Annotated in this window: 24 protein-coding genes and 1 tRNA gene; 9 read left to right on the top strand and 16 right to left on the bottom strand. The window is 50.0% G+C overall.

Annotated features, from left to right (window positions below; genetic code table 11):
• Positions 1-9: 9 nt before the first annotated feature.
• Positions 10-1,185: an acetylornithine deacetylase gene (gene argE / locus FIV46_RS14825; protein ID WP_139941711.1), complete on the bottom strand. Its 1,176-nt coding sequence runs from the start codon at positions 1,183-1,185 to the stop codon at positions 10-12.
• A 100-nt stretch (positions 1,186-1,285) separates the two neighbouring features.
• Between argE and FIV46_RS14830 the strand changes: the two genes are divergently transcribed.
• Complete coding sequence (locus FIV46_RS14830; protein ID WP_139941712.1) at positions 1,286-1,789, top strand: hypothetical protein; 504 nt, start codon at positions 1,286-1,288, stop codon at positions 1,787-1,789.
• Here FIV46_RS14830 and FIV46_RS14835 read toward each other — a convergent pair whose 3' ends face one another.
• The 4 genes from FIV46_RS14835 to metZ all read right to left on the bottom strand — a co-directional run bounded on the left by FIV46_RS14835 (position 1,790) and on the right by metZ (position 5,575).
• Positions 1,790-3,175 carry a TrkH family potassium uptake protein gene (locus FIV46_RS14835; protein WP_139941713.1) on the bottom strand — a complete coding sequence of 462 codons (1,386 nt, stop codon included), beginning with the start codon at positions 3,173-3,175 and terminating at the stop codon, positions 1,790-1,792.
• An 86-nt stretch (positions 3,176-3,261) separates the two neighbouring features.
• The gene (folE, locus tag FIV46_RS14840; RefSeq protein ID WP_139941714.1) at positions 3,262-3,873 is read right to left on the bottom strand and encodes a GTP cyclohydrolase I FolE; all 612 of its coding nucleotides are present in this window, start codon (positions 3,871-3,873) and stop codon (positions 3,262-3,264) included.
• A gap of 67 nt (positions 3,874-3,940) precedes the next feature.
• Positions 3,941-4,351: a Co2+/Mg2+ efflux protein ApaG gene (gene apaG, locus FIV46_RS14845; protein ID WP_139941715.1), complete on the bottom strand. Its 411-nt coding sequence runs from the start codon at positions 4,349-4,351 to the stop codon at positions 3,941-3,943.
• 3 nt (positions 4,352-4,354) lie between these two features.
• Positions 4,355-5,575 (bottom strand): O-succinylhomoserine sulfhydrylase, encoded by a 1,221-nt coding sequence (gene metZ, locus FIV46_RS14850; RefSeq protein ID WP_139941716.1) that lies wholly within the window; start codon positions 5,573-5,575, stop codon positions 4,355-4,357.
• A gap of 172 nt (positions 5,576-5,747) precedes the next feature.
• Here metZ and FIV46_RS14855 point away from each other — a divergent pair, with 172 nt between their 5' ends.
• The 8 genes from FIV46_RS14855 (at position 5,748) to FIV46_RS14890 (ending at position 14,131) form a co-directional block, all read left to right on the top strand.
• Positions 5,748-6,200, top strand: a complete 453-nt coding sequence (locus FIV46_RS14855) for a hypothetical protein (protein ID WP_139941717.1) — start codon at positions 5,748-5,750, stop codon at positions 6,198-6,200.
• A gap of 92 nt (positions 6,201-6,292) precedes the next feature.
• On the top strand, positions 6,293-8,425 hold the full coding sequence (locus FIV46_RS14860) for a TonB-dependent copper receptor (RefSeq protein ID WP_139941718.1): 2,133 nt from the start codon (positions 6,293-6,295) through the stop codon (positions 8,423-8,425).
• 156 nt (positions 8,426-8,581) lie between these two features.
• Positions 8,582-8,655, top strand: a tRNA-Gly gene (locus FIV46_RS14865).
• A 209-nt stretch (positions 8,656-8,864) separates the two neighbouring features.
• Positions 8,865-10,280 carry a nucleotide sugar dehydrogenase gene (locus tag FIV46_RS14870; RefSeq protein WP_139941719.1) on the top strand — a complete coding sequence of 472 codons (1,416 nt, stop codon included), beginning with the start codon at positions 8,865-8,867 and terminating at the stop codon, positions 10,278-10,280.
• A complete protein-coding gene (locus tag FIV46_RS14875) occupies positions 10,277-11,269 on the top strand; it encodes an NAD-dependent epimerase/dehydratase family protein (protein WP_139941720.1) in 993 nt (330 codons plus the stop codon). Before FIV46_RS14870 ends, FIV46_RS14875 begins: the two co-directional genes overlap by 4 nt.
• A 49-nt stretch (positions 11,270-11,318) precedes the next feature.
• The gene (locus tag FIV46_RS14880; protein ID WP_139941721.1) at positions 11,319-12,548 is read left to right on the top strand and encodes a DegT/DnrJ/EryC1/StrS family aminotransferase; all 1,230 of its coding nucleotides are present in this window, start codon (positions 11,319-11,321) and stop codon (positions 12,546-12,548) included.
• A 3-nt stretch (positions 12,549-12,551) separates the two neighbouring features.
• Entirely contained in the window at positions 12,552-13,208 is a 657-nt protein-coding gene (locus FIV46_RS14885; protein ID WP_139941722.1) for a sugar transferase, read from the top strand.
• Between the two features lie 56 nt (positions 13,209-13,264).
• A complete protein-coding gene (locus FIV46_RS14890) occupies positions 13,265-14,131 on the top strand; it encodes a sulfotransferase (protein ID WP_139941723.1) in 867 nt (288 codons plus the stop codon).
• Positions 14,132-14,172: 41 nt separating this feature from the next.
• Here the strand turns inward: FIV46_RS14890 and FIV46_RS14895 are convergent, their stop codons facing one another.
• The 11 genes from FIV46_RS14895 to FIV46_RS14945 form a co-directional block, all read right to left on the bottom strand.
• A complete protein-coding gene (locus tag FIV46_RS14895; RefSeq protein WP_139941724.1) occupies positions 14,173-15,417 on the bottom strand; it encodes a glycosyltransferase family 4 protein in 1,245 nt (414 codons plus the stop codon).
• A 26-nt stretch (positions 15,418-15,443) separates the two neighbouring features.
• Positions 15,444-16,556, bottom strand: a complete 1,113-nt coding sequence (locus FIV46_RS14900; RefSeq protein WP_219846146.1) for a glycosyltransferase family 4 protein — start codon at positions 16,554-16,556, stop codon at positions 15,444-15,446.
• 101 nt (positions 16,557-16,657) lie between these two features.
• Entirely contained in the window at positions 16,658-17,821 is a 1,164-nt protein-coding gene (locus FIV46_RS14905; protein ID WP_139941725.1) for a glycosyltransferase family 4 protein, read from the bottom strand.
• Entirely contained in the window at positions 17,787-19,133 is a 1,347-nt protein-coding gene (locus FIV46_RS14910) for an O-antigen ligase family protein (protein ID WP_181163257.1), read from the bottom strand. Before FIV46_RS14910 ends, FIV46_RS14905 begins: the two co-directional genes overlap by 35 nt.
• A gap of 9 nt (positions 19,134-19,142) precedes the next feature.
• Positions 19,143-20,225 (bottom strand): N-acetyl sugar amidotransferase, encoded by a 1,083-nt coding sequence (locus FIV46_RS14915; RefSeq protein ID WP_219846147.1) that lies wholly within the window; start codon positions 20,223-20,225, stop codon positions 19,143-19,145.
• A gap of 72 nt (positions 20,226-20,297) precedes the next feature.
• Positions 20,298-21,053, bottom strand: coding sequence for an AglZ/HisF2 family acetamidino modification protein (locus FIV46_RS14920; protein ID WP_219846148.1), 756 nt, complete (start codon positions 21,051-21,053; stop codon positions 20,298-20,300).
• A gap of 12 nt (positions 21,054-21,065) precedes the next feature.
• Positions 21,066-21,686 carry an imidazole glycerol phosphate synthase subunit HisH gene (gene hisH / locus FIV46_RS14925; protein ID WP_139941729.1) on the bottom strand — a complete coding sequence of 207 codons (621 nt, stop codon included), beginning with the start codon at positions 21,684-21,686 and terminating at the stop codon, positions 21,066-21,068.
• 132 nt (positions 21,687-21,818) lie between these two features.
• Positions 21,819-23,201 carry a polysaccharide deacetylase family protein gene (locus FIV46_RS14930; protein WP_139941730.1) on the bottom strand — a complete coding sequence of 461 codons (1,383 nt, stop codon included), beginning with the start codon at positions 23,199-23,201 and terminating at the stop codon, positions 21,819-21,821.
• Positions 23,202-24,170, bottom strand: coding sequence for a GNAT family N-acetyltransferase (locus FIV46_RS14935; protein ID WP_139941731.1), 969 nt, complete (start codon positions 24,168-24,170; stop codon positions 23,202-23,204). It lies immediately after the preceding gene.
• Between the two features lie 12 nt (positions 24,171-24,182).
• Positions 24,183-24,752, bottom strand: coding sequence for a hypothetical protein (locus FIV46_RS14940; RefSeq protein ID WP_139941732.1), 570 nt, complete (start codon positions 24,750-24,752; stop codon positions 24,183-24,185).
• A gap of 85 nt (positions 24,753-24,837) precedes the next feature.
• On the bottom strand, positions 24,838-26,157 hold the full coding sequence (locus tag FIV46_RS14945; RefSeq protein WP_139941733.1) for a polysaccharide pyruvyl transferase family protein: 1,320 nt from the start codon (positions 26,155-26,157) through the stop codon (positions 24,838-24,840).
• Positions 26,158-26,163: the final 6 nt, after the last annotated feature.

Here is a 26,163-nt window from a genome sequence, read left to right on the forward strand (position 1 = left end):
CCGATAATTTTATGCTCCGGTGGCCGGTTTTGTGACCACCGCCCTGAGTTTTTGCAGGAATTCATCACAGGCGGCAAGTTCGCCGGGTTCGATATATTCGTCCGGCCGGTGCGCCTGCAGGATACTGCCGGGGCCGCAGATCACCGTCGGGATCCCGCCGGTGGCCTGGAAATGCCCGGCCTCGGTGCCATAGGACACTTTGGCCATCTCGTTGCTTTTGGCCAGCGCCAGCACCAGGGTTTCCGCCGAAGAGCCGCTTTCCGGCAACAAGGACGGCACCCGGGAGGTATAGGCTGTGTCAATGCGTGCCCGGCCGTCTTTGCCCGGCCCCATTTCCGGCAGGAGCTCGCTGTTGACAAACTCTTCCAGCCGCCGGGGGATTTCCTCCGGATCGGTGCCGGGGATGGTGCGGTATTCCCACTCAAACTGGCAATGGGCCGGGGTGATGTTGGGCGCGGCGCCGCCGGATATAGTGCCCACTTCCAGGGTGGTGTAGGGCGGGTCAAAGCCCTCCACCTCCGCGGAGCGCGCCTTAAGCTCCCGACGCAGGTTGTCGAGGAAGCCGATCATGCGGCTGGCGTAATAAATGGCGTTCACGCCGCGGTCGGTGCTGGCATGGGCCTCCTCGCCCCTGACCCGGGTGATCAGGGTGCTGAGCCCCTTGTGGCTGTTGACCACTTTCATGTTGGTCGGTTCGCCGACGATACAGGCCCGCGGTTTGACCGCCATGTCGCGCACATGCTCGATCATGCTCATGCAGCCGGTGCAGCCGATTTCCTCGTCATAGGAAAAGGCCAGGTGGATCGGTTCCTTCAGCTGTGAGCGGACAAATGCCGGCACCGCCGCTAGCACGCAGGCGATAAAGCCCTTCATGTCCGAGGTGCCTCGGCCATAGAACAGTCCGTCCCGGTCGGTCAGGATGAAAGGATCGCTCGACCATTCCTGGCCGTCCACCGGCACCACATCGGTATGACCGGACAGGATGATGCCCGGCACGTCCCTTGGCCCGATGGTGGCCCACAGGTTGGCCTTGTTGCGTTCCTCGTTGAAAAACAGCTCGCTCTCGATCCCCAGATCAGCCAGATAGCCCCGAACAAAGTCGATCAGGGCCATGTTGCTTTTCCAGCTGGTGGTATCGAAGGCGATGAGCTTTTCCAGCATCTGGGCGGAAGATAGGGAGGTCATGGGCTTTCTGTCTGTGAGGGCGCTACATTTATGTCGCCTGCATGAGTTTTGATGCTATATTATTCATAATCAATAACCTCACAAGAATAAAGAGTATATCGTGTCGTTTAATCCTTTGAAGCGCCGCAAATACGGCTCCACCAAAGCTGTTGTCAGCGAACTGTTCCGCCAGGCCGGGGGTATCCCCAGGGTGATGGAACATCTGGGCATCGGCCGCACCCGGGCCTATGATTTCACAGATCCCAACAAGGAAGTGGAAATTTCCTTTGCCAGGGTAGAACATTTAACCCGGGAGACCGAGGCCACCATTGCCGCCGAACATCTGGCCCATATGGCCGGCGGCGTGTTCCTGCCCATCGATACGCTGGAGGAAGAAGTGGACTGGCACGACATTGCCGGCCGGGCGAGCCAGAAAAATGCCGAAAATATCAGCGGCATCCTGGAAAGCCTGAGCCCGAACAGCAAGTCTCCCGGCCGGATCTGCGCCGATGAAGCCCGGGAACTGATCAAACGGGTCGACAACCATTTCTCCCTGCTGGCCCTGCAGCGCCAGGCGCTGATCGCCATCATCGAGGAAGAGGACGTGGATGAGAAGGAAAGCTGATCAGGCCCGCCAGAAGGTGGGAATGAACAGCACCAGCACGGCAAACAGCTCGAGCCGTCCCAGCAGCATCCCGAAGGTGAGAAACCATTTGGCCGTATCGGGCAGCGCCTGGAAGGTGCCGGACGGTCCGATCATCGGTCCCAGCGCCGGGCCTACGTTGGCCATGGCGGTCCCTGCCCCGGACACGGCCGTGACAAAATCCAACCCGGTCAGGGAAAGGCCCACCGCCAGCACCAGGAAGCTGGCAATGAACAGGAACAGGTAACTGATCACCGACCCGGCCACATCCTCGGTAATGGGCTGGCCGTTATAGCGCGGGATAAAGACCCCGCTGGGCCGGAGCACATGTTTCAACTGGGAGGCCAGCATGGAGCAGAGCACCTGGAAGCGGAAAATCTTGATCCCGCAGGAGGTCGACCCCGCGCAGCCGCCGATAAACATGATGAAAAAGAACAGCAGGATCGCCAGCGATCCCCAGGTCGTATAGTCGGTAGTGGCAAATCCCGTGCCGGTCACAATGGACACCACATTAAAGCTGGCAAAGCGCAGGGCGCCAGCCAGATCATACTGACCGCCAAGCCACAGCCACAGCGTGACAAAGCTGACCAGCAGGGCCAGCAGGGCCAGGAACCAGCGCACCTGGCTGTCCTGCCACAGGATCCAGGACTGGCCCCGCACCAGCTTGAGATAGAGGATGAAGGGCATGCTGCCGACAATCATGAACATCACAACAATATAATCGATCAGGCTGCTGTCAAAATGGCCGACCGAGCCGTCCGAGGTGGAAAAACCGCCGGTGGCAATGGTGGTAAAGGCGTGACAGGTCGCTTCAAACGGCGTCATGCCGGCCACCCACAGCGCCACGCCGCAGATCATGGTCAGGGCGACATAGAGGATGGAGATGGCAAAACCGAGCTGAGCCGCCCGCGGCAGCACCTTTTCCGAGGTATCGAACGCCGCCACCTTGAACAGCTGCATACCCCCGATCTGCAGCAGCGGCAGGATGATGACCGCCATGATAATAATGCCCACCCCGCCGAACCATTGCAGCAGGCCCCGCCACAGCAGGATCCCGGGCGGCGCGCCGTCGAGCCCGGTAATCACCGTCGATCCGGTGGTCGACAGGCCCGACATGGCCTCGAAAAAAGCGTCGGTGTAGCTGAGCGAAAGCTCGGAATAGACAAACGGCAGGGCGCCGAAAGTGGGGATGATCACCCAGATACTCACCGTCAGCAGGAAGGCCTGCTGAACGGTCAGTTCCTCATGCCGGGCGAAATTGGTAGCAAACAGGATGGAGCCGACAAAAATAACAATGCCGGAAGTGACCGCAAAGACCTGCCAGTCGGGATTGCCGACCCAGGCATCCACAAGGGCGGGAAACAGCATCCCGATCCCCAAAATCAACAGAAACAGCCCGTTTATCTGCAAAATGGGCCTGTAGTCGATCAAATCCCGTTCTCCCCTGCCCCGGATCAGGCGCGGTAGGGTTCGAAATTCCCCACTACCGACAGGAATTCTTTCCGGGTTTTTTCATCTTTGCGGAAAGATCCCACCATCCGGCTTGTTACCATGGACACCCCATGCTTGTGCACGCCGCGTGTGGTCATGCACTGATGGGTCGCCTGTATAATAACGCCAACACCATGGGGTTCCAAGACATCCTGAATGCAGTCGGCAATCTGGGCCGTCATTTTTTCCTGCACCTGCAGCCGTTTGGCATAGGTTTCCACCACCCGGGCCAGCTTGCTGATACCGACCACCTTGTTTTTCGGCAGGTAACCGACATGGGCCCGGCCGATGATGGCGGCCATGTGATGCTCGCAATGGGATTCAAAGGGAATGTCCCGGAGTACGACCATTTCGTCATAGCCGGCCACTTCCTCAAACGTGCGGGACAGGATTTCATGGGGGTCCTGGTCATAGCCCTGGAAAAATTCCTGATAGGCCTTCACCACCCGCTTGGGCGTATCCAGCAGGCCCTCCCGGGTCGGATCGTCGCCCGCCCAGCGCAGCAGCGTCCTGACGGCCTCCTCGGCGTCCTTGCGGCTTGGCTTGTCTGTTTCCTTGCTTTTGTCTGAGCTCACAATCTTCTCCCGTTATCTCTTTTGTTTTTCATACCCTGATTTTACGGTGGCATTCATCCGATGGATGTCAGTTTATCATTTGCACGTCAAATGGGCTATCCAGGGAAAAGGCCGGGATATCAACGTCAAAATAGCTGCCGTCGCTTTTCCTCATCTGGAACGACCCGACCATGAAACCGGACGGCGTCGACAGCGGCGCGCCGCTGGTATATTCAAAGGCGTCGCCGGGCTCAATGACCGGCTGTTCCCCGACCACGCCCTCGCCCCGCACTTCCTGGGTGCGGCCCATGGAATCGGTGATTTTCCAATAGCGTCGTTCCAGCTGCACCGTGTCGGCTCCGTGATTTTCGATCTGGATCTGGTAGCCCCACATATACTGCCCTTTTTCCGGTTCAGATTCATCATCCAGAAAGAAGGGAATAACCGACACAGAGATATTGTCGGTTACCGCAATGTAGGTATTTTCGGAGTCATCCATAACTTATCCTGTCACTCCGGCCTTGTCCGCTGCCTGCTGGAGGTCCTCGATCAGGTCATCGGGATGTTCCAGTCCGACGGACAGGCGCAGCATGCCTTCGGTGATGCCCAGCTCCAGGCGGGCTTCCTCCGCCACACTGGCATGGGTGGTGCTCGCCGGATGGGTCATCAGACTCTTCGCATCACCAATATTATTGGAAATATCGACAATTTCGAGGCTGTTGAGGAATTTAAAGGCCTGCTCACGGCCGCCCGGCAGCTGGACCGCCAGGATCGTGCCGCCCCGGCTCATCTGTTTCAGCGCCAGGTCACGCTGGGCAAAACTCGCGAGGCTGGGATGACGCACCCAGTCAAACCCGTTCATATCTTCCAGCGCCCGGGCCACCTTTTCCGCATTGTCACACATCTTGTTGACGCGCATATCAAGGGTTTCCAGCCCCTTGAGCATAACCCAGGCGTTGAACGGGCTGATGTTCGGGCCGGTATTGCGGATCAGCGGCAGTACATGTTCCTCTAGGATTTTTTCCGAGGTCAGGATACAGCCGCCGAGCACCCGGCCCTGGCCGTCGATATGCTTGGTGGCGCTGTAGGCGACGATATCGGCACCGAACTGCAAAGGTTTCTGCAACACCGGCGTGGCAAAGACATTGTCCACCACCACCAGGGCGCCGTTTTCATGGGCCAGGTCGCAGACAAACTGCAGGTCGACCACATCCAGGGTCGGATTGGCCGGGGTTTCCAGGAAGAATGCCGTAGTGTTGGGACGCACGGCCGCTTTCCAGGCCTCGTTATCGGTGCCGTCGACCAGCGTGCTTTCCACACCAAAGCGGGGCAGCAGGGTTTCCACCACCCAGCGGCAGGAGCCGAACAGGGCCCGGCTGGACACCACATGGTCGCCGGCCTTGACCACGCTCAGCATGGCGTGGGTGATGGCCGCCATGCCGGTGGCGGTCGAACGGGCCACTTCCGCGCCCTCGATCAGGGCCATACGGTCCTCGAACATGGCCGCGGTAGGATTGCGCAGGCGACTATAGGTATAACCTTCCTGGTCGCCGGCAAAACGGGCGGCCGCATCCTCGGCGCAATCATAAGCATAACCGGAGGTCATGAACATGGCCTCGCTGGTTTCCCCCAGCTCACTGCGCCATGTGCCGCCGCGGACCAGCTGGGTTTCCAGCCGCCAGCGGGACGTTTTGTCCTTGTCCTGTCCGGTATGTCGTTTCATTTACTGTTCCTAAAATAAGGTTGCTTATGATGAATTGAGACTTGGTATCGGCTAAAGGGCCTGTCGTCAAGCAAAGCGTGCCTCAAAGTGACGGATTCCCGGCCCTGTCTTTTTCCTCTGGATTTTATCCGGGGGATGAATTATAGGATCATCAACCAGATAAGGTCCAGTTATGTTGAAGCGTATCAAGGCACAGAAAAGACACTGTCTTCCTGTCCCCGGGTTCAGGGGGCTGGCCAGTGTCCTGATTCTCTTCTCCCTGTTCTTCAACATCGTCACCACGGTATCGGCAGCCCAGAGCTGGTCCTCTGTCCACAAAATCCTGGAACAGAATGCCGACACGGATGCCATCGTCTATGTGCTCTGTACCCCGAACGGGGTCAAGAAGATCGCCTTCGACGAAAACGGCAATCCCATAGAGAGCGATGACAGTTCCCAGGATAACCTGTGCCTGTTCTGTCTGCCGTTTCACAAGGTCGATGCCGCCCTTCTGACTACGGTTGAACCGCTGCAGACGGTCTTCGTTCCGGACGGACGTACACCGGTCGCCCTGAATGATGAGCTGCTGCTGCCGTTTTCTGTCAGTAAAAAGTCATCCCCGCGCGCCCCGCCCCTTTTCTCCTGATTTCACAATACACCCGGTAGACCAGTCTGTTGCGCCCCTTGGGCAGGCAACGGCATCTGCTGAATAAACATGTTAAATCACGAGAAAACAAAATGTATCCAGAGAAACTTATTCCGCAGCAGATTTCTGCACGCAAACTCACATCCGCCCTTGTAACCACACTGGCCTTCCTGCCGTCTGTAGCTCTGGCCCAGACCACGGTCGTGACCCCCAACACCGATATGGAGGAAATCCTGGTTGAGGGCCAGGTCAGCGTCAATCCGGCCCTGTCCAGTGCCATCCCCAAGAACTCCAGCACCCTGCCCGCCGCTGACGGCGGCGATTTCCTGCGCAACCTGCCCGGTGTGGACGGCAGCCGCATGGGCGGCCACGGCATCGACCCGATCATCCGCGGTCAGGCCCGCACGCAGCTCAACATCATCAACAACGGGGTCTTCACCTATAACGGCTGTCCCAACCGCATGGATCCGCCGAGCAGCTACAGCGACATCCAGACCACCGACCTGGTGATCGTGCAGCGCGGTTACCAGTCCGTGCAATACGGCCCGGGCGGCACCGGCGGCACCGTGATCTTCGAACACCAGGCCCCGACCTTTGAGGAAGGCCGGACCGTCAAGGCCGCCGCCAGCGCCGGCTATGAAAGCAACGGCGACATCTTCTCCCTGTCCGGCGACGGCTCCGCTAAAGTGGGCGCCGGCTATGTCCGCGCCACCGGTCATTTCAAGGATGCCAACAACTATGAAGACGGCAACGGCAAGGAAGTGCGCAGCGCCTTCAAACAATATGGCGGCGGCCTGGAAGCCGGCCTCAAGGACGACGACACCGAAGCCAGCCTTGGCGTCAGCTATGAAAAAATCGAGGACGCCCTGTTTGCCGGCGCCGGCATGGACAGCCCCAGCTCGGAAAACATCAGCCTGCGCGGCAATTTCGACCAGGAGCTCGACGGGACAGGCCCGGTCAAGGCCATCCATTTCAACGCCTTCTGGTCCGATGTTGACCATGTGATGGATAACTTCTCGCTCCGTGAGCGGATGATGATGTTCCGCGAAGCCGACACCTCCACCACCTCCTACGGCGGCAAGCTGATGGCCGACCTGGAAGCCGGCGACACCAAGTTCAATGTCGGCGTCGACCTGCAGAACCGCAATATGGACGGCCTGCGGATCGGCAACGACATGAACCCGGAGATGCTGAATTTCGTGCAGTCCGTACTGATCCCCGACGTCGACCTCAACCAGATTGGTCTGTTCATCGAAGGCACCACCCCGTTGTCGGAAAAAGCCACCCTGAAAGCGGGCCTGCGCTATGACCATGTCTCCGCCAGCCACAATGCGGCTGACGAAGTCACCACCATGGGCATGCTGCGGTCCCCTAACGCGCTGTACCAGAAATATTACGGCGTGACCGCCGAGGACAAGGACGAAGACAACATCAGCGGCCTGCTGCGCCTGGAATACAGCCTCAGCGCCTCCTCCACCGCCTATATCGGTATGAGCCGCAGCGTGCGCACCGCCGACATTACCGAGCGGTCCATCGCCAGCGACATGGGCAATGTGCCGATGATGAACATGAGCTGGGTCGGCAACCCGAACCTGGCGCCGGAGAAGCATTACCAGATCGACGCCGGCTACGGCCTGCGCCAGAACGGCTGGTCCATGCTGCTGTCCGCCTATTATGATGAGGTCGAGGACTATATCTTCCGCGACCATGCCCGCGGCCAAGACGGCATCCTGGTCAGTGACGGCGCGCTGATCTACCGCAATATCGATGCCCGCCTGTGGGGCATTGAAGCGGAAGGCAGCCTCAAGCTCATGGACAAGCTGGCCCTGGCCGCCGACGCCGCCTATACCAACGGCCAGAACGAGGACCTGGACATTCCCCTGCCCCAGATTCCGCCGTTCTCCGGCAAGGTCAGCCTGACCTGGGAAGAGCAGGACTGGGAGCTTGGCGGGCGTCTGCGCTGGGCCGTGACCCAGACCCGGGTTGATGACAACGCCATGACCGGCAGCGGCCGCGATGTGCAGGAAACACCGGGTTGGGCGGTCTTTGACCTCTATGGCCGCTATGACCTCAGCAAGGGCATCACGGTGCGGGCCGGGGTGTCCAACCTGTTCGACAAGGCCTATGCCAACCACCTGAACCGGGCAAACAGCAACGACGGCACCGAGATCCAGGTCAACGAGCCGGGCCGGTCCTTCTATGTCCGGCTGCAGGCTGCATTCTGATCCCGGGATAACCATAACTGACCACTTGACAAAAGCAGTCAGGCAGAGACGCGCCCCTTCCCCCACCCCTGGGAAGGGGCGCGTCATTTTATGAGGTCCTTAAAGGAGTTATTGAAAAGGTCGAGAAAAGAAGGTAGAAGATTCCGAACCGGCGATGCGGGTGTAGTTCAATGGTAGAACGAAAGCTTCCCAAGCTTTAGACGAGGGTTCGATTCCCTTCACCCGCTCCAGATATATCAATTTATCAATTTTCCCATTTTTTTTGATGCAAGCTTAAACATAACATTATAGATTCTTAGGAATTTAAATGCCGCACTTGTTAAAATAGAGTTTTTCTCGCCAGATTTTAACCTTATTCAAATGAAATTATGCTGTCCTTCTGAATTCATAATTTCAAGGTATTCGCAATAAATTTTATAATAAAATGTAGCAGGTTAGTATGAATGCACAATCAATCTTCTCGCACGAAAGACCCGTAGTTTGCATCCAGGGATTGGGCTTTGTCGGAATGGCGATGGCTATCGCTGTTGCAGACGCAAAGGATCAAAATAATAACCCCTATTACAATGTGATTGGGGTAGACCTTCCAAACGAAGTCGGACTAAAAAAAGTTACCTCCATCAATAGCGGAAAGTTACCTATCGTCAGCAATGACGTCGAATTGCAGGCTGCCTTTGACAGAGTCATAGATAGTGGAAACTTGGTAGCGACAACTGATCCGAAAACCTATAGCTTGGCCGACATCATAGTTGTTGATATTCACCTGGATGTGATTGAAAAAGAAGACGGAACCCATTCCGCTTCCTTTGACAGCTTTAAAAACGGACTTCGCGTAATCGGAGAAAATGCAAAACCTGGTACGCTTGTCTTGCTCGAAACAACCGTGCCTCCAGGAACGTGTGAGAAAGTCGTTATCCCAGAGCTACGATCTGCTATGAAAGCCCGGGGCTTTGATGAAAACAGCCTCTTGGTTGCCCATTCCTACGAACGGGTTATGCCAGGTAAAGATTATTTCAAATCCATCGTCAATTTCTGGCGGGTTTATTCCGGTGCCACTGAAGAAGCTGCCAATGCCGCTGAAGCGTTCCTTTCAAAAGTAATTGATGTCGACAACTTTCCCTTGACCCGCCTTCACTCCACTACCGCTTCGGAAACCGCCAAAGTTCTGGAAAACAGCTACAGAGCTGCAAATATTGCCCTCATTCAGGAATGGGGAGCTTTTGCAGAAGCCGCCGGTGTGGACCTTTTCCAGGTCCTGGATGCCATCAGAATAAGACCCACTCACAGCAATATAAGACAACCTGGTTTCGGGGTCGGGGGCTATTGTCTCACCAAGGATCCCCATTTCGTAGATATTGGAGCCCGGGAATTATTTGGCTTTACCGACCTGAAATTCCCTTTCTGCAAGCAAGCCGTTGCCGCGAACCAAAAGATGCCTATTACGGCCCTGGACAAAATCGAAAAGCAGCTTGGCGGGAACCTGGAAGGAAAAACAATTCTTTTATTGGGGGTCAGTTATCGCCAGGACGTAGGTGACACGAGATATTCTCCCTCTGAACCCTTTGTTGTGACTGCAGAAAAAAAAGGCGCAAAGCTGATTGTACAGGACCCCTTGGTCGAGCATTGGGAAGAATTGGACCGCCCTGTTCTAGAGGAACTCCCCTCACTTGAAGGGATTGACGCAGTTGTCTTTGCAGTACCGCACAAGGAATATAGGGACATTGATGTTGTCAGGTGGGTTGCTGAAAATAACGTCCAATTGCTGGATGCAAACAACGTACTGACCCCGGAACAGGTAAACGACATAGCAACAAACAATTTGAATATTAAATTTATTGGCAAAGGTATAAAATGAGCAAAATCCTAATAACCGGTGGTGCCGGATTTATCGGTCTTCATCTTGCAGAAAAGCTTTTGAAAAGCGGTAATGAAATTCACTTGCTGGACAATTTTGCTCGTGCGGCAAAGGATCCGGACCTGGAGGCTTTTCTTTCCCAAAAAAATGTAACCCTGATAGAAGCCGACCTTCTTGATCCCTCTTTTATTGACAAGTTGGATACGGACTACAATATCATATACCATTTTGCTGCCATCATTGGTGTACCTCATGTGCTGGGACGTCCCTACGAAGTACTGACAAAGAATGTCGAGCTGCTGTCTAACATCATTGAATTTGCCAAAAAACAGAAGAATTTAAATCGTCTGGTTTTTGCCTCTACGAGTGAAATTTATGCGGGGACCTTGAAATACTTTGATCTTCCGATCCCCACTCCCGAAGACACTCCTCTTGGATTAACAGACCTGGCAGAACCTCGAACGTCTTACATGCTTTCCAAAATTTATGGAGAAGCCATGTGTCACCATTCCAAACTGCCCTTTACAATTATCCGCCCCCACAATGTGTACGGCCCCAGAATGGGTATGTCGCATGTGGTTCCGATTTTGCTTGAGCGGGCGTACAAACTGGAGGGCGACGTGCCTCTGAAGGTTTATTCACCGACCCATAAACGTACATTTTGCTATGTCGATGATGCAGTAGACCTCCTGGAACGGGTGGCTCTTACTCCGGAGTGTGAGGGAGTTGCACTGAATCTGGGGTCCACGGATGACGAAATTACAATGGAAACCCTTGCCTTGGCCATCATTAAAACCACAGGAAAGGGCAAGGGACTAACTTATATGCCTGAAACCGAGGGTTCTGTTCCCAGACGGTGCCCGGATATGACAAAAGCGATGGAATTGACCGGATATCAGTCGAAGGTAAGTCTTGAAGAAGGGTTGGCCCGTACTTTTGAGTGGTACAAACAAAATATATTTGAAGGACACGGCATAACTGCTGATTGATCAAATTCCGATTAAACCAACCTCTTGATCACAAAATCATGGACTCATTATGTCTGATAACTTGCTTGCAATAAACGGGGGGCCCAAGGCCTGTCCTGCCCCCTTCTCACCGTGGCCCTTATACGAGGAAGATGAAATCGCCGCAGTAGTGGAGGTTCTCCGATCAGGAAAAGTAAATTACTGGGGCGGTACAAAATGCACGGCGCTGGAGGAAGCTTTCGCCTCCTTATGCAATTGCAAATTCGGCGTGGCCGTTGCAAACGGCACCCTGGCCCTGGAGTTAGCCCTTAAGGCTATTGATATCCAGTCTGGTGATGAGGTTATCGTCCCAAGCCGTTCATTTTTCGCCAGTGCCAGCGCCATCGTAGCAGCGGGCGGGGTTCCTGTATTTTGCGACGTAGATATCGACAGTGGCAACCTGACGGTAGAAACAATAGAAGCCAAGCTTACGGACAGGACCAAAGCAGTCATTGCAGTTCATCTCGCCGGCTGGCCTTGTGACATGGATCCTATTCTTGAGCTTGCAAACCAGAAAAATTTGCTCGTCATAGAAGATTGCGCCCAGGCCCATGGAGCCCTCTACAAAGACAGGCCAGTGGGGGGAATTGGTCATATCGGTTGTTTTTCCTTTTGCCAGGACAAGATTATTTCAACAGGTGGCGAAGGGGGGATGCTCGTCACCAATGACAAGAATGTCTGGAACAAAGCATGGTCTTACAAGGATCATGGCCGAGGTTATGACAAGGTATTCAATTATGATCACCCCCCGGGTTTCAGGTGGTTGTGTGAAGGATTTGGAACGAACTGGCGTCTGACTGAAATGCAGGCCGCCATTGGTTTGATTCAATTAAGGAAACTGGAAGAATGGGTAAACTTGCGGCGCCGTAACGCGGCAATGCTAAAGGAATGTTTCGATAAATTCCCTTCCCTGAAAACGCCAACGCCCTCTGCCGACTATTTCCATGCCAGTTACAAACTATATACCTATGTCGATGAGACGCATCTTGCGCGGAACTGGAACCGTTCAGAAGTTCGGGAAGCTTTAAGGGCTGAAGGCCTTCCTGTAACCGATGGAGCCTGTTCAGAAATTTATCTTGAAAACGCCTTTAACGGGCCGGAAAACTTCAGGCCTCCGGAAAGGCTTCCTGTGGCAAGGAGACTGGGAGAAACTGCATTAATGTTTAATGTACATCATACTTTGACGCATGATGAAATTGAAAATATGTGTAACGCCGTCCGTAAAGTGATGGAAATTGCGACCCTAAAGCCAGGTAACTGATCGATGAAACGTGTTTTTGATTTTTCCTTGGCACTTATACTGTTAATCATTTTGTCGCCTCTGCTTATCCCTGTCATGCTTATCCTTCGTTTTACAGGCGAAGGGGAGGTCTTCTACAGACAAGAGAGAATGGGAACAGGGAACAAACCCTTTTTCATCACAAAATTTGCAACCATGCAGAAGAATAGCCCCAATATCGGAGCTGGAGACGTAACCCTTAAAAATGACCCGCGTGTTTTACCTTTCGGAAAGTTCCTGAGAAAAACCAAAATTAATGAACTACCTCAGTTGTGGGATGTGTTAGTGGGAACAATGAGCTTTGTCGGCCCCAGACCACAAACTCTTGGTATACATGCTTCCTATCCTCCGGAATTTGACGAGGTATTAAATAACCTCAGACCAGGAATCACCGGCATAGGCTCCATAGCCTTCAGGGATGAAGAAAATATTTTGGCAGAGGCCTCAGATTATGATGATTGTTATAGAAACCAGATTATTCCACATAAGGCCCGGCTGGAAAAATGGTACATGGACAATCAGAGTTTTCTGATGGACCTGCTGATCATTCTTGTGACCGCATGGGTAGTATTGTTTCCCAACAGTAATCTGCTGTACAGAATTTATCCCACATTGCCCAAATTTTCTGTCCAGAATGGATAATGACCTGGGTAACGATTTAAGGTAAATAGCCCGATCACTACTCAACTGGAAAAGAAATGACAGATAACTTTATTATCCTTGTTGGCGCCGGCAGGTCGGGAACAACCATGATGCGCAAGGCACTTGCCGCACATTCCGATGTGGCGACTGCAGATTTCGAACTGAATTATCTCTGGTGCCATGGAAATGTCTCTCTTAACCATGACATGCTTGACCCGGATTTACATTACACCGAACAAAAAGGAAAATATATCCGGGAGAAGCTGGAAGAAAACCTGCGCAATACGGGCAAGAAAAAACTTATTGAAAAGACCGTCGCCAATGTACTGAGGGTATCTTATGTGCACAAAGGACTGCCTGAAGCAAAGTTTATCCACATCATAAGGGATGGGCGGGGAGTGACTGCCTCCGCCATGAAACGCTGGACAACCAGTTATTCAGGCTCATATCTCTTTTCCAAAAGCAGAACCATCCCAATTACAGATTTACCTGTTGTCGCTTTCCGTTTCTTCAAAAACAGAATTATTGGGAAGCTCCTCAGTAAAGGCCGGGCGAGGAGCTGGGGGCCAAGGTGGCCCGGTATGGAAGAAGACGCAAAACACATGTCGCTCGCAGCTCTGTGTGCAAAACAATGGAAAATCTGTGTTGAAACAGGTATGGAGCAGTGTGCCAAACTGCCGAAGTCTCAGTTTATGGAGATCCGGTACGAAGAATTGGTGCAGAATCCCGTTGAAAAGTTCACCGAAATTGCCAAATTCCTGGGCATTTCACCCGACGATCCGGGATTCCAGGATTACATCGGTTCGGTAATTACAACCACTAGCCTGGATAAGTGGAAAGAAGAACTGACTGACCAGGATTTGGAGGATTTTGATAAAATTGCCGGCCCTTTGCTACGGCGCCTCGGCTATTCCCAGGAGTAAAATATACGGGACGGAAAAGAAGCACATTTCCCGTCCCCTTTTTAAATCTGCCTTATGATTTCGATGTATTTCTCGGCCAACCGTTCATAAAGGTGATTTTCCCGCAGAAAAGCGTAGCCTCTTCCTCCCATGTCTTTAAGATCATTTTCGGACATTCCCTCCAGTTCGACAACCGCCTCAAGGAGTTTCTCAGGACTCAACGGGGGCACCTGTATCCCGCCACCACTTTCCGTAACCGGGTTTTTCTCCGTAAGGTGGCTGATCAATATTGGTTTTGCGGCGCCCATATATTCAAATATTTTATTGGCACTCACGCCATATTTGTAGAATTCCTTATTTTCAAACCCGATGTACCCCACATCAAAAAGGGAGACGATGGGAGCAACATCTTTTTTCGGGACACGATCGAAAAAATATACATTCCTGATATTGCCGTCTCTACAGAGGCCGATTAACCTTTCTTTCTCAGTCCCATGCCCGACTAGGACAACCGCAAGGTCATCACCATATTTTTCCTGATACAGACCAGCCGCCCCAATCAACTCCTCCAAAGGGTTAGGTATGCCATGAGTCCCTGCATAACCGATGATGAACTTCCCCTTTTTTTTCAGTTCCTTTATCTCCAGGTAAGTCGGGTTTTCGGATTCCAAACTTCCTGCTTGCACCGAACCCAGGTCGATCCCATTAGGGACATAGGCAAACCTCTCTTTTGAAACGCCCCTGGGTTCCATATATTCAAAGGTATAGGGCAAAACAGAAACCACCCTATCGGCCGTCCTGTAGGCATATTTCTCGATCCAGCTCAATAGAAGGACAAGGGGATGCCAGCTTGGCGTTCCAAGGAGTTCAGTCAGGCTAAGAGGCCACAGGTCCCTGACTTCAAAAATCAATTTGCAATTATATTTCGTAGCCCAGCGCTTTGCAGCCAAATAATGGAACGGATGAGGAGAAGAGGCAATAATAACATCCGGCTTTTCGAGCCCGGAAACTGTACAGAAGTTATTTTTGAATAAGGTCCAGGCATAGGAAAAGTGATTGAGCAGCCTCCGCAAACCATTGGAATGGTATTCGGCGGCTTTGATCCAGACGTAATTGATCCCATCAATGTCCATTGTTGAGATATCTTCACTGACCTCCGGCGGAGTTATCATGAGATGGTGGGGCGTAGACGCAAAGATACTAACCTTGTGCCCCTTCTTCGTCAGCCATTTTGACAAATAATAAGGACGGTATTCCATCCCGATTTCCGGGGCTCCTGCGAAATGGTTCCATAACCAGATGTTCATCAACTAAATTCCCAAACTCAATTCATTCATGATCCGTTCCCGGCCATCATTTCCCGGTATATACTGATCATTTTTTTTTCTTCGATCGACCAGTTAAAAACCTCTTCCACCGCTTTCCTCCCATTTTTACCCACCTTTTTCGCCAGTTCACTATCCCGCAGAAAATGCTCAATGGCTTCTGCGATTTCTCGTGGATTAGTGGGATCTACGCAGACACCACAGTCATGTTTTTCAACAATGGTCTTCCAATAGGGAAAATCAGAGGCGATCACGGGCAATCCCGAGGCCATATATTCAAACATTTTTACCGGCAGAGAATCCAGGTAATTTTCGATGGGAAGGAGCGTAACAATACCCACGTTCGATCTTGCCAGAAGGTCCGCAACGCCCTTACGATCCAAGAAACCATGTTCCACTACTTTTTCCCAGCCGGGCATACTGCTTAATTCATCCCGCAGACCAGGGACTTTATAAATGCCGGCAATATTCAGAACCGCAGTGGTGTTGGCCAAAGCCTCTATCAGGGGGAATATTCCCCGTGCCTTTGTAATCCCTCCCACATAACAAATTTCGTTTTGACCTTTTTCGGCATCAGGTTGATAGGAAAATTCCTCCAAAAGGGGGAAGTTGTTAACATCAACAACTCTGCTGTTTATTTTCAGGAAACGATCCCTGATGAATGGAGTGGCCGTCACGACCGCAGAAAAAAAGCGAGACAGGAAATTTTCAATCTTTTCGGCTGTCCAGGAAATTGGTTTCCTTAAATATGGAGGAATCCACGGCTTGGAAATTATCTGTCGCGGCAGGTCTTCATGAACATCATAGACCACCTTTTTGCCCCTGCATTGCAACAGAAGGCCAACAGGTATCAGCTCGGGGTCGTGGAAATGATATATATCCGCGTTAATTTCCCGGGCTTTTTTTAATATCCGCCGTCCGGTAATTACGACCCTTTTAAGCCTGCTCGGGAGCCTACCTACGTCTCCAATTTTGACTTGGTCTCTGACTTCATCGCCCAATCCATCCGCAACAATCAGCTGGACATCAAAACCATTTTTGGCAAGGGACCTGCACTGTTTATGAAAAATACGCACATCATTTCTGGGATGCACAGAAGTAAGATGGCAAATTTTTATCACTAACTTTTTTCCTCCAAGACAGTTCCCGCCAAAGCAGTAACGGATTGGTTCTAGTTATATCCGAATAATTCCCCAAAAAAAGAGCGAACCCAACTATCTGATCAATTTTGGTATTTTTTTTTCGCCAGAAGCTTTTGATAGGCCGTCACCATAATTTTTTCCTGGGTTTCCCAATTAAGCTCCTCGACCAGTTTACGGGTGTTGTCCGCCATTTTACTGAAGTCTTCCGGTGTGGTTTGCTCGATAACCTGCACCAGCCGCTCAACATCATTCGGCGGGACAAGAACACCATTGTTATATGTTTGGACCATTCCTCTCATCTCGGGCAGATCAGAGGCGATCACCGGGACGCCTGCCATCGCATATTCAAAAAACTTATTCGGCAGGCATAGTTCATAGCTTTTGCATACAGGCTCAATCAGACACAGTCCGACATCCGCGGAGGCTGTGTATTCCGGTAGCACATCCGGAGGAACAGCAGGATGAAAATAAATATTCTCATATCGACTTGCCGCGTCCTCGACAGTTTTCTCCAAAGACCCGTACCCCATGCATACCAGAACCTTGTCGCCTTTTCCCTGAAGCGCGCTGAAGGCCTCGATTATGTCTTCAATTCCGCGCCCCCGGGACAGGACCCCCTGATAGAGAAAAATTATTTTCTCGTCAGATATTCCAAACTCTTTCCTGAAACTGTTGTTGGCCGGCCTTTGCTTATAGAGAAGTTTGGGACAGTTCATAACTGTGACTACATTACCGAGTGAATAGGTTTTCCTGTACTCCTCGGCTATGGCATTGCCGACGACGATGACCAGATCAACGGATGTTATAAAAAAGCGCTCAAGTTTTCTTGCCAGTTTTTGACGCTGTCCCTTCAGACCGTTCTTCTCCGTTTCCAGTTCGTGTGCATCATAGATCAAAACTGAGCCATATATTTTTTTAAATAGCCAGCCAAGCGGGAGCAGGCCCAGAGAATGGCAGTTTACCATTCCAACATCCTTGTTCCTGTAAAAGACAAGGAGACGCAGGGAAAACTCAAGATATTTTATAATCTGAAAGAATATGTTTTTGGGTAACGGCCTTGTCGCCAGACGGACACGCCATACCTCTATGCCCCCGGAAGTGATTTCACGTTCCTTCAATCCCTCTTCCCATAAGGCCGCGACATAGATACCCTGCACAAGTGCGGATCCCAAAAGGCTATTTGCCTCTCTGGTCAGTCGGCTTTCATTCTTAAAACTGGTTAACGAGATGTGCAGGTTTTTCATTGACGGCTTTCAGTCGGTAGAAATAAAAAATGGTAAATATCAGAATTAAATGAGGTTTGACGGAGAACCATTGATCTCCGCTTGTCGAAATATAAAAGAAGAAAATCAAAAACAGAGATAAAAGTTCAGGCTGGGATTTCCTGATCGTCCAGGCAAGATAAGCGAAGTAAAGGAAACTGCTTATCGTTATCAGAGCCCCAGCCAGGCCGTTGGAAAGTAAAAGCGAAAAGAACAGATTGTGCGGATACCCCTGTGTATCGGGCTGCAGATTATTTTCCCGCAAGCTTTTATAATAAGAAAAACCGTCGCCAAAGGCTTTTTCAAACAGGCTGAAATCGTCAAATATTTCTATAGCCATTGCCCAGCGTTTTGTTCTTGCCTCTGTCGGAGAGGAACTCCCCGATTGTCTGTCCATGAGTTTCCAAAGGGTATTTATTCGATACTCGATTTTTTCAAAGGTACCACTATCCGCCTCCAGCACCTTGGGCGCTACGGCAATCACACCGGGGCTTAGGATAACTCCAACTAACAACAGATAGAGTAACTTCCTCGAGACCCTCGCCCCAAAAAATTCAGATGCCGCTTTGGCAGACGAGTAAAAAAAACGCCACATAACAAATAAAAGGATTAAAGCCAGAACAACTATCGCTCGCCTGGAGCCGCTGAGTGCGATATTGATCAGAAGTATCGGAGACACGACTGAACAGAGCAGGAGTGGCAGGAAACGCTTCTCTTCGATTATCACTTTTATGCAGTAGACCAGCGCACAAATAAGGGACAGAGCATAAAAATTGTAATCATTTACCAGGGACGTCCCGATTGGATAAACCGAACCTGCAAAATATCGTTCTATCAGAACACCTTTGCTGAACATGTAAAGCTTGTGAAGGCCGGCTATCCCGACCAGACCAGCAAAAACGATCATTAGATATTGAAACCGGGAATAAAAAGAACTTAGAGCCTCTTCTGAACTTACCCAGAATAGGGATATCGCAAATAACAAGGTCAGACTGACCAGGTTTATTAGATTATTGGATTCCCGAGCTCCCAACGCCCCTTCACTAACGACCAAGGCGTAAAAAAAGGACGCGACAATTAATAGATAAAACGAGAGAAACGGGGTGCTTCTTTTCCCGAAAAAAGATTTCCCCGGCTGAACCAGCAAGGCAAAAAAGGTCAAGGCAAGGCAAAGCAATACAAGGAAGCTGAACAGCGGGAAACCATAGGGGAAAGCCATACCAACGAATGCGGTGACATTTGTCAACGCTATCAGAAAAAGCGCTGTTTCATGCAACGACCAGTTGACAGTCATCCTCGGCATTTATCCCGCCAGCATTTTCTTTATCTTGTCCTTGAACTTGAAAAACTTATCCTGGGTCTTGTACTCATGATTGTCTTTTCCCGGCTCATTGAGAAGTGACTCAAACTCATTCATTGAAAAACCCAGTTTTTTTGCCACGAACTCCTTATCCTCCTGCAGTGCAACAGGATCGTATAGGGGCACTTCCATTTCCTTGAGCGCCTGATCGCGACTAATCTGACCGGACAAGATCAGACTTGAAAGATGGGCCCGCCGTTTATCATAGCCAAATTTATGAGGCAAATAATGGGCCTGGAAAAACTTGGTAAACCGGGACTCATGATGCTTTTCTCCGTAGTTCCGCCAATTGAGTTTCTCTTCAATCAGGGCGACAGCCGCGTCCCGCCGATAATCCATCCAATCGAGGGGACGGAACTTTTTCAGGCCGAAAATATACGGGAAGTATATATAATACTCAAAAAATGAGATTGTGGGATAGGTCTTGAGTTTTCTTTTCCCAAACTTCTTGTGAATATCCAGCAGGTTGGTCAAGTCCAGGGCATTATAGCCCCAGGAACTAGGCAGGATGGCCTCGGTGGCTTTGTTACTTCCCCCGAGGAAATATTTGATCCCATGTTTTTTTGCGGTCCGGTACAGTGTAGCTGTGAAAACATGGTCTTGAGGTACGTCCTGATTGGCTACACCGGATTTCAGATAAGCATACTGCAGATCCTTCATTTCCGGCCAATCCACCACATAGGTGTAAAGGTCAATGTCCAGCTTCTTTACAATGTTTTCGATATTCTGGACAGCCAGTTCCGAATTCCAGCCCGCATCGACATGCACTGCCAAAGGACGCAGACCCAAAACTTCCTTGACCTGATATGCAAGGTAGCTGCTGTCAACGCCTCCACTCAAGCCAATCAAACAATCATATTCTTTATTTTTTCCCCAGTCCTTGATTTCCTTGACCATGGCGGACAGCCTTCTCTGCCCTTCCTCATTCCCAGGAAACCAGTTGGGTATCACCTCTTCGTCAAAGTAGGTACAGTGACTGCAAACCCCTTCTTCATTAAATGCGATGTCTGGATCGCTGGTGTCCATTATACATCTGGTACAAATCTGGTAGTCTGTCGATGGAGTCATAATTCCGATCCTGGGGTCTTGTAATCAAATTCAATTATTGCCGAACAACCTATCCAGTTCTTTTATATCGGGATAAGTAATTAATACAGCGCGATGTTTACCAACAAAGACAAAAAAACTTCCCGCGGCAACTGCTGAAGCCCCGGCATCCACTGCCTCGCGGAAATGCTGCAGCTCCCCGGCGCCCCCACAAGCGACAACGGGGATATTAACCGCATTGCTAATTTTTTCGATAAGTTCAAGATCGTAACCTTTACCGGTTCCATCCCGATCTATGGAATTAATAACCAGTTCACCAGCACCAGCTGCTTCTGCTTGTTTTGCATATTCCACTGGATCCAGCGACAAGTTTTTCTTCCCGCGTCGCCCATACACAGAATATTTTCCGAAGAAATTCCTGGCAACATCCATAGTCACTACAATACTTTGGGCCCCATATATTTTCGAGGCTTCGCTAACCAGTTCGAGGTTTTCCAGTACCGAAGAATTCAACGACACTTTTTCGACGCCGATCTTAAATATGGCGCGTATTTGATCCAGATTGGAAATCCCCCCCGCATAACAAAGCGGCATGAAACATTCGGAAGCCACTTCTTTTATAAAATCAATATCGGGCCCTCGCCCCTCTTCTGAAGCATAAATATCCGCTATCAGAATCTCATCGACTTCCTTTTCATTGAATATTTTAACCGCGTTGATTGGATCGCCGACATATTTGGGCTTTTTAAAGTTGACGGTCTTTACAAGTCCGCCTTCTCCAAGAAGCAAAGTAGGAATTACTCTCACACTTAGCAAATCTTACATCCCCACAAAATTTTGGAACAACTGGAAACCATATCTGTGGCTTTTTTCCGGATGGAACTGAACCCCAAAAATATTTTCTTTCCGAATAGCTGAAGAAAATTCATATCCATAATTTGTCTTGGCCCCCACATTCTCAGGAGAGTTGCATATTACATGAAAGGAATGGCAAAAATAAAATTTTGTATTTTCACTGTCAAATCCCTCAAATAAAGGGTTATTTTCTTCCGGAACGACTTTATTCCAGCCCATATGGGGGATTTTCAGGGAACGATATTTATCCTCCTCGAACCTGAATTTCCTGGTTTCAGCGTCAATCCACCCCAGTCCCGGAAGAATTCCTTCTTCACTCCCCTTTGTCAGAAGCTGCATCCCGACACAAATAGCTAGAAAAGGTATCTTATCGGTCAGAGCTTTCTTTTCCAGGCAATCCCTTAGACCGGAAGATTCCAGTTTCTCCGCACAGTGATCAAACTTTCCCACCCCGGGAAGTATTATTTTTTCCGCAGCCAGTATTTCATCCCTACTACTCGTAATGATACTGTCTGCACCAATTCTTTTAAGCATGTTTTTTACTGAGCCGAGATTGCCCACATCGTAATCAACTATCGTAATCATTCACACACCCAATAATATACCCAAAGAGTTCTTCGCTCCTCGAATTGCAGAATTCCACTATAAGCATCGCACATGCTTTCCTGTTTCGCGGGAGAAATGTTGCAGCCATGGACAAGTCAGAAGCGCCATCAGTTAACTTATACACTCCTGATATATTTTCTTATCAATTTCCTCATTAAAACTGGAATTGTGCCATAATAACGTAAAATTGCCCCTAAACATCCTGCACAGCCTTCTCAACTCCTGAATGCAGGAAATCGCATCCCTGCCCTGCAAATTCATACAGTTTTTGTCCAGCACACAATGTTCCATGACAATCAAGGGGCGCTCTTTCAGGGATAGCTTCCGTCTGGCCACAACATCATAGAAATTATAGTCATAACAGGTCCCGCTCCTGAAGCCCGCATGATCGGAATAGGAAAGAGAGGAGTCTATCGTAATTCCAACATCTTCCAGGATGGCCGCAGTATCAGGGGTTTTCCAACGCAAATAATGCTGCCGGCTTTGCGTAACAGTTTCCGGAATTTTTTCCCTTTCAAGAGCCCGTTGCAGGTTTGTCACATCCTTCAACATTTTGTCCCGATTTAGAAAAGTCAGATATCCAGGGTGGAGCCCAAGAATATGACCGCGACGATATACTTCTTTGACAAGATTGCGGATACCCGGCTCGTCCAGTTTATAACAACCGTCATACTGTGGGTCCGTTGGGTTGGAGAGAAAATAAAAGGTAACTCTATTGCCAATCCCTTCATTCACATCCATTATCCAGAGCAAATCCCGATATAACGGATCGAACCGCAAAACATTGAACTTGAACGCAATATAGTTCAGAATCGTGCCAGGTATGAGTTGTGGTTTTTTCCTCACGACCAGATGTCCGGCCAACCGTTTAAGCATCCCCGGCAGACTCTTGTTTATACGGTGATAGGGAACATCAACATCCGCACTGACAATTGTCTTAAATTCTCTTGGACGACGCGCCGTATCTGGCCAAAGCTGGCGGATACACGACCAGAGTATTTCAAGATATTCATTGACAATCGGTCTGAGCAAAAACCCTTCCTGTCTGGCGATCGATGTTTCCGACGAAAAACGGCCATGCTGATCAGTAACGCTCGTCACTGCCTCCTCATACCGAGAGAGCATAAAAAAAGCAGACCCAAAGATATCGATACTGATTTTTATGCCACTGTCGGAGATTGTCAGTTCAGGACGTCCGAATATAACCGGGACGTCAGGCGCTGACAGCAGAATCTCCATCTTTGCTGATCGACTATCCCAACAGGAAAGAGGCCGTGTCGGAAGTGTCTCAGGAGACAGCCAGTCAGTCTCCGCCCTTTGGAAGAAATCTGCGGGCAGTTCGATCGACTTGCCTTCATGTTCGACCAGATAATATGGGTTGTCCCACGTTTCTATTTCGAACTCGAGCCCCAGAAACTCCCCAATCAGCTCTTCAATAATATATCGCGATTCATCCATACAGAAGGGAGGAATGTATATATTGAAGGCAGGCATCTACCTATGTCCTTTCGTCAACAGAGCCTTCAGCGCATCTTTGAAACGCAATAAACGAGAATTATATTTCGTAATATAGAAATAGGGCTTTTGCTGACCGCCACAATCTCGCCTGACACGCTCCACGTTTGTTAACATACTTCCTTCAAAATCAAAATTATCCAATCCCAATTCATTGGCCGTATACTGGATAGCTTTCCAGATCAACAGTATCCCGGCGCCACTGTTCCTCAAGTCCGGGTCTTCCCCCACCATATGCACATAACTGGAGGAGTCATCCCAAGTTAAATACAATGCAGAGTGAATGCGACCTTCCTCATCCCTTGCATAGAAAATTTTCCTCGCATTGTTTTCTGATAAGATACGGTCATGTCTTCTTATAAATTCGCGACTGTAGGGGGCGGACAATCCCTGACGTTTAAAAGTAAGCATATTGATATCGTAAAACTCATCAATATCCAGGTCCATACTGACGCTAACCAGCTTGTCAGCCTTTCTTATTTTATTTCGATAGCTGGATTCAAAGTCGGCAAAAACTTTCTCCAGGTCTGAAAGGCCTTCGATCACATAGGTGTAGCGGGTCGTCTGACTAAATCCCCGCCAATATAGTGCCAGCCAGTTCGTGCAGGAACTGTTCCATGCCTGGCTATAGTAATCGAATTTCGGCAACTGGTCATACAACTCGCCAATCAACGAGTTCTCATGTCCGATTTTCTTGGAGTATTTGGCATCCGTTTGCCTTATCCACGGCCCCAAACACTGGGTAAGCTTAGGTTGCCGAATAACCACTATGCCCAGTTTCCGCGTCAAAATGTAGGGGAGCGCAGCCACAATGGCGTCTTTTTTTTCTACCAGGGAAACATCCCAGTTATTCTCGCCGCACACACTGTCAAGCCACCAGTCCCTGTTAAACAATGGGATCGTCTTCTCCTGCCGGCATAGCTCACGATATTTTTTCTTGGCATCCATACGGTAAAATTATCAAACCTCGTTCTCAAATAATATTGCTTTATGGAATTTAAGCCCCATGACAATCAATATCCGGTTTTCCACGACTTTCTCAAAACCTGCTCTTTCAATACCTGAAATGGAAGCCAGGTTCTTTTTATTGACGTTAATAAAAATATTGAAATCCCTGTTCAGGTCAGAGCATATTCTGCAGAGCACGGCGGGATACACTTTTTTCCCCCTTGCGGCAGGAGCAGTTTCACAATAGTGAATATAAGCCTCGCCTTCTGCCAGAGCATGTGACAAAGACCAGTGAAGCTTTATGTCCCCCTTGCGGACGACCACCCAACTTCTGTGTACACACTGGTCTCCCAGAAACGCCAGATATCCAATATCTCCGGCCTCAAGAAATTCCTGGAATTTTGCAATCTGGTCATCAGTCTGAAAAGCTTTAAGGGTACCCAGATTCTCAGGCGTAGCCAGTTCTATACGAGCTTCGGAATGAATATCTCGCGGTACCTTATGTCTGTAGAGGTACAAAATCTCATGGGCGTAAAGCCTGGAGACAAGATACCTGATAATCTTTTTCAGTTTTTTCTTCAAATCTAAGCTGTTCGCTCTTTGGATGACAGTGGTTCCTTAAAGGCCGCCGATCGGACATCAATGACCGGCCCGATACAGGACCGCCTCAAGCTTTCCCGTATGCCAACTCGTGCAAAAGAGTGAAATTTTTCATTGTCAGTTCTTTCACGAGAGGAATTCTTTTTTCCAGTCCTTCCGCAATCTCCCCCCTGTTTTCCAGCACTTTTGAAACCGTCTCCTTCAATTGATCGGCATTGGTCGGGTCGACGACAAAATCCTCAACATCATAGATTCTGGCAAACCCTTTAAGTTTATGTGCCTTGGGTTCATGACCATAGTCAATGATGACGGAGGGTATCCCCTGCGAAAGCCCCTGTACCGCTCCGTGAATACGACCACTTACCAATATATCGAAATGCGAAATGATGGCTTTACTCTGGGCCGCTGTATAAAGCCCCTTCAGAGTAAACAAACGATCTTCAGGATACTTATTGCCTATAATCTCCATCAATCTGGCAATCAATTTGTGGTCATTTGCCGGCTGCAATCTCATCTCGTCATCTGTGCCATTCTGATGTGACATCAAACAGACATCGACATTCTTTTCCTCTATCAGATAACGTACTAATTCGACAAACGACGAATACTCCACGTCTTCCCTCGGCCACCTGTTATAGGGCCCTACCGGCATATTCCAGCCACAAAGGATCAGCCCCACAAGAGGCCTTTGCCTTACCTGGTTGAGGCCTTCCGTTTCAAGGATCTGCACCATATTTTCGTCCGGTTCCTTGCGAAACAAAACGGACGGGCAGGCTGTAGAATAAATATGCTCCCCTGTGATCCCCATATCGGCCAACAACTCCGTCGAGACGGCCTCGCGATTGGTCAGCAGATCAACATTCCTCAAAATATATTTAGCAATAATTTTACGCCAAGCTGACTTGAACGGACCGGGAGAGCCGATAATCATGGCGATCTTCTTTTTCATCACCATTGCAAACCAGAGTCGCGCATTCGCTTCAAGGAATGCACGGTAATGGGCGTTATCGCCATAGACATCGCCACTGAAATCAATAACCAGGTCAGCGTCTTTAATTTCCCGAAGAAGCAGGCTGCTCTGAAGCAGTCCGTCCAGCTTCAACCCCACACAGGAGAAAACCTTCCAGAGGCTTACTTTAAAAATATCAGCGATTGTGCGCAGCCCGGTAGTAAATTTATACCTGAAAAACCTCTTATCCCGGAGGGACACAATATTCCATTTCCGACAATAATCATCAGACATCTGTATTGATGTTCTGATCTCGGCGCCGGGAAAAGTATTCTGAAGTTCCTCGATGAGTGGCTCCATAATGATATAATTGCCCAGATTATGAAATTCCATGCCTCCTATTGCAGTAGACGTAAGACCGACAATCAATATTTTCATTCTACC

Source organism: Emcibacter nanhaiensis (assembly GCF_006385175.1).
GTDB classification, from domain to species: domain Bacteria; phylum Pseudomonadota; class Alphaproteobacteria; order Sphingomonadales; family Emcibacteraceae; genus Emcibacter; species Emcibacter nanhaiensis.

Coding starts and splice junctions, on each gene's coding strand:
- argE (WP_139941711.1), bottom strand. CDS start 1,185: ATGACCTCCCTATCTTCCGCCCAGATGCTGGAAAAGCTCATCGCCTTC.
- FIV46_RS14835 (WP_139941713.1), bottom strand. CDS start 3,175: ATGCTGTTTCCCGCCCTTGTGGATGCCTGGGTCGGCAATCCCGACTGG.
- apaG (WP_139941715.1), bottom strand. CDS start 4,351: ATGGATGACTCCGAAAATACCTACATTGCGGTAACCGACAATATCTCT.
- metZ (WP_139941716.1), bottom strand. CDS start 5,575: ATGAAACGACATACCGGACAGGACAAGGACAAAACGTCCCGCTGGCGG.
- FIV46_RS14855 (WP_139941717.1), top strand. CDS start 5,748: ATGTTGAAGCGTATCAAGGCACAGAAAAGACACTGTCTTCCTGTCCCC.
- FIV46_RS14860 (WP_139941718.1), top strand. CDS start 6,293: ATGTATCCAGAGAAACTTATTCCGCAGCAGATTTCTGCACGCAAACTC.
- FIV46_RS14870 (WP_139941719.1), top strand. CDS start 8,865: ATGAATGCACAATCAATCTTCTCGCACGAAAGACCCGTAGTTTGCATC.
- FIV46_RS14875 (WP_139941720.1), top strand. CDS start 10,277: ATGAGCAAAATCCTAATAACCGGTGGTGCCGGATTTATCGGTCTTCAT.
- FIV46_RS14880 (WP_139941721.1), top strand. CDS start 11,319: ATGTCTGATAACTTGCTTGCAATAAACGGGGGGCCCAAGGCCTGTCCT.
- FIV46_RS14885 (WP_139941722.1), top strand. CDS start 12,552: ATGAAACGTGTTTTTGATTTTTCCTTGGCACTTATACTGTTAATCATT.
- FIV46_RS14890 (WP_139941723.1), top strand. CDS start 13,265: ATGACAGATAACTTTATTATCCTTGTTGGCGCCGGCAGGTCGGGAACA.
- FIV46_RS14895 (WP_139941724.1), bottom strand. CDS start 15,417: ATGAACATCTGGTTATGGAACCATTTCGCAGGAGCCCCGGAAATCGGG.
- FIV46_RS14905 (WP_139941725.1), bottom strand. CDS start 17,821: ATGAAAAACCTGCACATCTCGTTAACCAGTTTTAAGAATGAAAGCCGA.
- FIV46_RS14910 (WP_181163257.1), bottom strand. CDS start 19,133: ATGACTGTCAACTGGTCGTTGCATGAAACAGCGCTTTTTCTGATAGCG.
- FIV46_RS14915 (WP_219846147.1), bottom strand. CDS start 20,225: ATGGACACCAGCGATCCAGACATCGCATTTAATGAAGAAGGGGTTTGC.
- hisH (WP_139941729.1), bottom strand. CDS start 21,686: ATGATTACGATAGTTGATTACGATGTGGGCAATCTCGGCTCAGTAAAA.
- FIV46_RS14930 (WP_139941730.1), bottom strand. CDS start 23,201: ATGCCTGCCTTCAATATATACATTCCTCCCTTCTGTATGGATGAATCG.
- FIV46_RS14935 (WP_139941731.1), bottom strand. CDS start 24,170: ATGGATGCCAAGAAAAAATATCGTGAGCTATGCCGGCAGGAGAAGACG.
- FIV46_RS14945 (WP_139941733.1), bottom strand. CDS start 26,157: ATGAAAATATTGATTGTCGGTCTTACGTCTACTGCAATAGGAGGCATG.